Annotated in this window: 7 protein-coding genes; all 7 read left to right on the top strand. The window is 48.8% G+C overall.

Translation table 11 applies throughout. The annotated features are described in order from the left end of the window. The coding region (locus AC1WIP_RS09500; RefSeq protein WP_481141617.1) for a DNA topoisomerase at nucleotides 1-840 on the top strand (840 nt) is incomplete at its 5' end. A gap of 39 nt (nucleotides 841-879) precedes the next feature. Continuing rightward, nucleotides 880-1,548, top strand: coding sequence for an LbetaH domain-containing protein (locus AC1WIP_RS09495; protein ID WP_481141616.1), 669 nt, complete (start codon nucleotides 880-882; stop codon nucleotides 1,546-1,548). 105 nt (nucleotides 1,549-1,653) lie between these two features. Further along, nucleotides 1,654-2,694 (top strand): ABC transporter substrate-binding protein, encoded by a 1,041-nt coding sequence (locus AC1WIP_RS09490; RefSeq protein ID WP_481141615.1) that lies wholly within the window; start codon nucleotides 1,654-1,656, stop codon nucleotides 2,692-2,694. 220 nt (nucleotides 2,695-2,914) lie between these two features. After that, complete coding sequence (locus AC1WIP_RS09485; protein WP_481141614.1) at nucleotides 2,915-3,832, top strand: ABC transporter permease; 918 nt, start codon at nucleotides 2,915-2,917, stop codon at nucleotides 3,830-3,832. Beyond that, a complete protein-coding gene (locus tag AC1WIP_RS09480) occupies nucleotides 3,832-4,665 on the top strand; it encodes an ABC transporter ATP-binding protein (protein ID WP_481141613.1) in 834 nt (277 codons plus the stop codon). The genes AC1WIP_RS09485 and AC1WIP_RS09480 overlap by 1 nt, the downstream gene beginning before the upstream one ends. A gap of 287 nt (nucleotides 4,666-4,952) precedes the next feature. Further along, nucleotides 4,953-5,645, top strand: a complete 693-nt coding sequence (locus tag AC1WIP_RS09475) for an iron-sulfur cluster assembly scaffold protein (RefSeq protein WP_318704539.1) — start codon at nucleotides 4,953-4,955, stop codon at nucleotides 5,643-5,645. 36 nt (nucleotides 5,646-5,681) lie between these two features. Then, the coding region (locus AC1WIP_RS09470; RefSeq protein ID WP_481141612.1) for a GGGtGRT protein at nucleotides 5,682-6,552 on the top strand (871 nt) is incomplete at its 3' end.

Below are 6,552 nucleotides of genomic sequence, written 5' to 3'. Positions count from 1 at the left end.
GCCAAAACCCGTTATGTGAACGATAAGCAGATTACAGACCATTATGCCATTATTCCCACAGGCCAGGGACTGAACAATCTTTCGTCGCTGCCTCCGGTTTCTGTAAAGGTATATGAAATCATTGCCAGACGATTCCTGAGCATCTTTTATCCTCCGGCTGTATATCGGAAATTCGCTCTTGTGATCAGGGTAAAGGAGGAACGCTTTTTTGCAAATTTCAAGGTGCTGGAAGAGGAGGGATATCTGAAGCTTTTGGCCTATTCCTTTAAGATACAGGAAAAGGAGGAAGGGGAGGAAAAATGCGACAGTGAGCTGGTAGGGCTTTTGTCCGGCCTGAAAAAGGGGCATAAGCTTCAGGCTGAGAATTATGAGATCAAGGAGGGAGAAACCTCTCCCCCCAAGCGGTACACCTCGGGAAGCATAATTCTCACCATGGAAAATGCAGGACAGTTTATTGAGGATGAGGAGCTGAGGGCCCAGATCAAGGGAAGCGGTATCGGCACCAGTGCCACCAGGGCGGAAATATTAAAAAAGCTGGTAAATATTGAATACCTTGCACTGAATAAAAAGAGCCAGGTTCTCACGCCTACCCTGATGGGCGAGATGGTCTACGATGTGGTAAACAGCTCCATCAAGCCCCTTCTTGATCCTGCCTTGACCGCAAGCTGGGAAAAGGGACTCACCCTTGTGGCGGACGGAGAGATAACGCCGGAGGAATATATGAAAAAGCTGTCGGATTTTGTGACCAGGAGAACCAATATCGTAAAACAGATGAACAATCAGAGGATGCTTTACACCCAGTTTCAGGCGGCGGAGGCCAATTACAGCAGCAAACAGTAAAATATAGGGCAGCATGAGTCTGCGGAAAGGAATGATAATATGGAGAATATTACAATTTATGATCTGTTTGACCTAAAGGAGACCATTGCGGCAGAGCTTTTTGCGGGAGCGGAATATCCCTGGGAGGTTCTGCCAAAGATTCATGATTTTATCATTGAGCTGGGGAAGAGGCTTCCGGAGGAATTTTACGAAAAGAGGGGAGAAGACATCTGGGTGGCAAAAAGCGCCCGTGTGGCCCCTACAGCCTGCTTAAATGGTCCGCTGATCATCGATGAGGAGGCTGAGATCAGACACTGTGCCTACATTCGGGGAAACGCCATTGTGGGAAAGGGCGCTGTGGTAGGGAATTCCACAGAGCTGAAAAATGTGGTTCTCTTTAATAGAGTGCAGGTTCCCCACTACAATTATGTAGGGGACAGCATTCTTGGCTTTAAGGCGCATATGGGTGCAGGCTCCATCACCTCCAATGTAAAAAGTGACAAGACCCTTGTAACGGTAAAGGGAAAGGAGGACTTTCTGGAAACCGGCTTAAAGAAAATGGGAGCTATGCTGGGAGACTGCGTGGAGGTAGGCTGTAACAGCGTGCTTAACCCCGGAACAGTGGTGGGAAGAAATTCCAACATCTACCCTGCCTCCATGGTAAGAGGTGTGGTTCCGGCTGACAGCATCTTTAAATCTCAAAAGGAAATTGTTGCAAAAAGGAAATAACCATTGACTTATTTTCTCCCTTGTTGTATATTTTTTCTAGTGCTAGCTTGCACTAACGCATTAATACGTTCATGCGTTAAAGTAAAAAACAAGGGAGAATTTATTATGAGAAAAAAAATGTCTATTTTTCTGGCTGCGGTGATGGCTGCGTCTATGCTCACAGCCTGCTCCGGCAGCGAAACGGCCCAAAGCGGCGCAACACAGGAACAGACGGAAGCTTCTGCCCAGACCCAGACGGGAGAGACGAGCGCTTCTTCCACAGAGCAGACAGCAGACGGACAGACCTATAAGGTAGGTGTGCTTCAGCTGACAGAGCATGCAGCTCTGGATGCTTCCAATGAGGGCTTTATTGCGGCTCTGGACGCTTCCGGCATCAGCTACGAGGTAGATCAGCAGAACGCCCAGAATGACCAGTCCGCATGTCAGACCATTGCCACAAAGCTTGTAAGCGAGGAGAATGATCTGATTCTTGCCATTGCCACTCCTGCGGCACAGGCGGTAGCCGGAGCTACTTCGGAGATTCCCATTGTAGGCACTGCCATTACAGATTATGCCGAGGCGGGATTGGTGAATGACAATGAGGCTCCCGGAACCAATGTGACCGGAACCTCCGACCTGACCCCTGTGACAGAGCAGATCGATCTGCTCACCAGAATTTTCCCCGATGCGCAGAGAGTAGGGATTTTGTATTGTTCTGCAGAGGCAAATTCTCAGATTCAGGCTGAGATGGCTATTGCAGCCTGCGAGGAAAAGGGACTTTCCAGTGAGACCTTCACCGTTTCAAGCTCTAACGAAATTCAGACCGTAGTGGAATCTATGGTGGGAAAGGTGGACGTAATTTATGCGCCTACCGATAATACCATAGCGGCGGGCATGGCTACCGTATCTATGGTTGCCACCGACAACGGACTTCCCATTATCTGCGGCGAGGCAGGCATGGTGGAGGCTGGCGGCCTTGCAACCTATGGTATCGATTATTACCAGCTTGGCTACCTTGCAGGAGAAATGGCAGTTTCCATTTTGAAGGGAGAAGCTTCTCCCGCAGAAATGCCTATCGGCTATCTTGACGCCTCCAAGTGTGAGCTTACCGTAAATGAAGAGACCGCTGCGGCTCTTGGAGTGGATTTGTCCGTGCTGGATGAATAAAAGAAATAAATACAGTTCTGAAGCGTACCATAAAATGAAGAGGGGAAGGGCAGAAGGAGATTCTTTTCTGTCCTTCCTCTTTTTGATGTCACAATTGCCGTCATAATATGAAAAATAGCTTGCGTTTATGATATAAATTCTTTATTATTATCTTTGAGACATTAATGCGTGGACGCGTTTCAGCAGGAAAGCGTTCCAGCAGGAAAGGTATGGTTTGATTATGAGTGCATTTTTGATTCAAATGCAGGGAGCGGTATCCCAGGGTATTTTGTGGGGGGTTATGGTTCTTGGGGTCTATATTACCTATAAGATTTTGGATATTGCAGACCTGACAGTGGACGGGAGCTTTGCCCTGGGGGGCTGTGTCTGTGCTCTCTTTGTGGTGGAAAAGGGTTACAGCCCCTTTTTGGCTTCCCTGCTTGCGCTGCTTGCCGGGGCGCTTGCGGGACTGGTGACGGGCATGCTGCACACGGCTTTTGATATTCCGGCAATCCTTGCAGGTATTTTGACACAGCTTGGACTTTGGTCTATTAATCTGCGTGTTATGGGAAAAAGCAACACTCCTTTTTTGAAGGTAGATACCATGATTTCCCAGTTCAGCGATCTTACGGGACTCTCCAACGGCTGGGCTGCCTTGATTGTGGGACTGGCCGTGGCGGTTATTTTGATTCTTCTGCTGTATTGGTTTTTTGGCACCGAGCTTGGCTCCGCCATGCGCGCTACCGGAAACAATGAGGACATGATCCGCGCCCTGGGCTGCAACACAAAAATTACCAAGATCATTGCGCTTGCACTGAGCAACGGACTGGTAGGCTTGTCCGGCGCTCTGGTGGCCCAGCAGCAGAAATACGCTGATATCGGCATGGGAACCGGAGCCATCGTGATCGGACTTGCGGCAATCGTCATCGGAGATGTGCTCATGAGAAAGGCTGTAAGCTTTTGGGCTAAGCTGATTTCTGCAGTGCTGGGAAGCGTTGTTTACTTTGTAATTCGTGCGCTGGTGCTGCGCATTGGTCTGGATGCAAACGACATGAAGCTGTTTTCCGCTATTTTTGTGGCGCTTGCCCTGTGCATTCCTGTTGCGGCGTCCAAGTGGCGCGTACATAAGGCTTACTCGGAGGATGGAGGAAATCTGTAATGTTAGAGCTGAGCAATGTTTACAAAACCTTTAACAAAGGCACGATCAATGAAAAGCGTGCTCTGAACGGTATTGATCTTGTTTTAAACGATGGCGATTTTGTCACCGTGATCGGCGGGAACGGGGCCGGAAAATCCACTATGCTGAATATGATTGCCGGAGTTTACCCGATAGATGCCGGTAAAATTCTGATAGAGGATATGCTTTTTACCAAGGACGGAGAAGAAAACAAGGTTCAGATAAACCTTTCCCGCATGCCTGAATATGCCAGGGCAAAGTACCTGGGCAGAGTGTTTCAGGATCCCATGAAGGGCACGGCTGCAGGCATGGAAATACAGGAAAATCTTGCCCTGGCTTACCGCAGGGGACGCTCAAGAGGACTTAAATGGGGAATCACAAAAAGCGAGAAAGAATTTTATCATGAAAAGCTGAAAAGCCTGGGGCTGGGTCTGGAGGAGCGCATGACCTCCAAGGTTGGGCTGTTGTCCGGCGGGCAGAGACAGGCCCTTACCCTTTTGATGGCTACGCTGCAGCAGCCGAGGCTTCTTATGCTGGATGAGCATACGGCGGCGCTGGACCCTAAAACCGCAAGGATCGTGCTGGAAATCACCGAAAAAATAATTGGCGAAAATCATCTGACAGCTCTGATGGTAACCCATAATATGAAGGATGCCATCCGCCTGGGAAACCGCCTTGTGATGATGCACGAGGGAAAAATCATATACGATGTGTCCGGAGAAGAAAAGAAATCCCTCAAGGTGGCGGATCTGCTGACGAAATTTGAGGAGGTCAGCGGCGGGGAATTCGCAAATGACAGGATGATGCTGGCGTAGAACCCTCTACATTCATAAAAGCGGCTGCTTCGCATCCGACGCCGCCAAGGCGGCGCAGCTTTTATTTCATTTGAGGGCGCTCCGCTCATAAGAGGGTAATCCCTGTGCATTGTGTGCAAGCACCCATGCCCAGGAATTATCCTCTTATGGCCAAGCTGTTACAAAAAATGTAAAAAATCATAAAATACTCTGGATTTTTCAGTGTAAATATGAGAGAATGAACACGAGGATTATGATATTATTTTATCAATAATATTGTAAGATGCAGATTTGAAAGGAGATTTCACATGATTTATTCAAAGGAAGTTGAAGAAATGTGTCCAGTAGCGCAGGGTGTTGCTCACGGCTGTGCTCCCATTCCGGAAGAGGCGAAATGGGTAAAAGCAAAAGAAGTTAAGGATATTTCCGGTCTGACTCATGGTGTGGGCTGGTGTGCGCCTCAGCAGGGCGCCTGCAAGCTGACCCTGAATGTTAAGGAGGGTATTATTCAGGAGGCTCTGGTAGAGACCATCGGCTGCTCCGGCATGACCCACTCCGCAGCAATGGCTGCTGAAATTCTGCCTGGCAGAACTGTTATGGAGGCTCTGAATACAGACCTGGTATGTGATGCAATCAACACTGCCATGAGAGAGCTGTTCCTGCAGATCGTTTATGGACGTTCTCAGAGCGCATTTTCAGAGGATGGACTTCCTGTTGGCGCCGGCCTGGAGGATTTGGGCAAGGGCTTAAGAAGCCAGGTAGGCACCATGTATGGCACACTGAAAAAGGGTCCTCGTTACCTGGAAATGGCGGAAGGCTATGTGACAGGTATCGCTCTTGACGCAGAGGATCAGATTATCGGTTATCAGTTCGTAAGTCTTGGAAAGATGACTGATTTCATCAAGAAGGGCGACGACCCCAACACTGCATGGGAAAAGGCAAAGGGACAGTATGGCCGCGTAGCCGATGCAGTAAAGATTATCGATCCCAGAAAAGAGTAAGTGTAGAAGTGAAACTTCATTAGGAGGACAAGTAAGATGGCATTATTTGAATCATATGAAAGAAGAATTGACAAAATCAATTCCGTGTTAAACAGCTATGGCATCGCTTCTCTGGAAGAGGCTGAAAAGATCACCAAGGATGCCGGTCTTGACGTTTACAATCAGATTAAAGGCATTCAGCCTATCTGTTTTGAAAATGCCTGCTGGGCTTACATAACAGGCGCTGCCATTGCAATCAAAAAGGACTGCAGAAGAGCGGCGGATGCAGCCGCTGCAATCGGCGAGGGTCTGCAGGCTTTCTGTATCCCCGGCTCCGTAGCAGACACCCGTAAGGTGGGCCTTGGACACGGCAATCTTGGAAAGATGCTGCTGGAGGAGGAGACTGAATGCTTCTGCTTTTTGGCAGGTCATGAGTCCTTCGCGGCTGCAGAGGGAGCTATCGGTATTGCAGAGAAGGCAAACAAGGTCCGCAAGAAACCGCTGCGTGTGATTCTGAACGGCCTCGGAAAAGACGCTGCACAGATTATTTCCCGCATCAACGGCTTTACCTTTGTTGAGACAGAGTATGATCCTTATACAAACACTGTAAAGGAATTGTTCCGCAAGTCTTACTCCGATGGACTGCGCGCAAAGGTAAACTGCTACGGTGCAAACGATGTTTGCGAGGGCGTTGCTATTATGCACAAGGAAGGGGTTGATGTTTCCATTACCGGAAACTCTACCAATCCCACCAGATTCCAGCATCCCGTTGCAGGAACCTACAAGAAGGAATGTATCGAACAGGGAAAGAAGTATTTCTCCGTTGCATCCGGCGGCGGTACAGGACGTACCCTGCATCCTGATAATATGGCTGCAGGTCCTGCTTCCTACGGTATGACAGATACTATGGGACGTATGCACTCTGATG

The sequence above is a fragment of the Acetatifactor sp. genome, from assembly GCF_982438285.1.
This window is presented reverse-complemented; position numbering and strand designations above follow the sequence as displayed.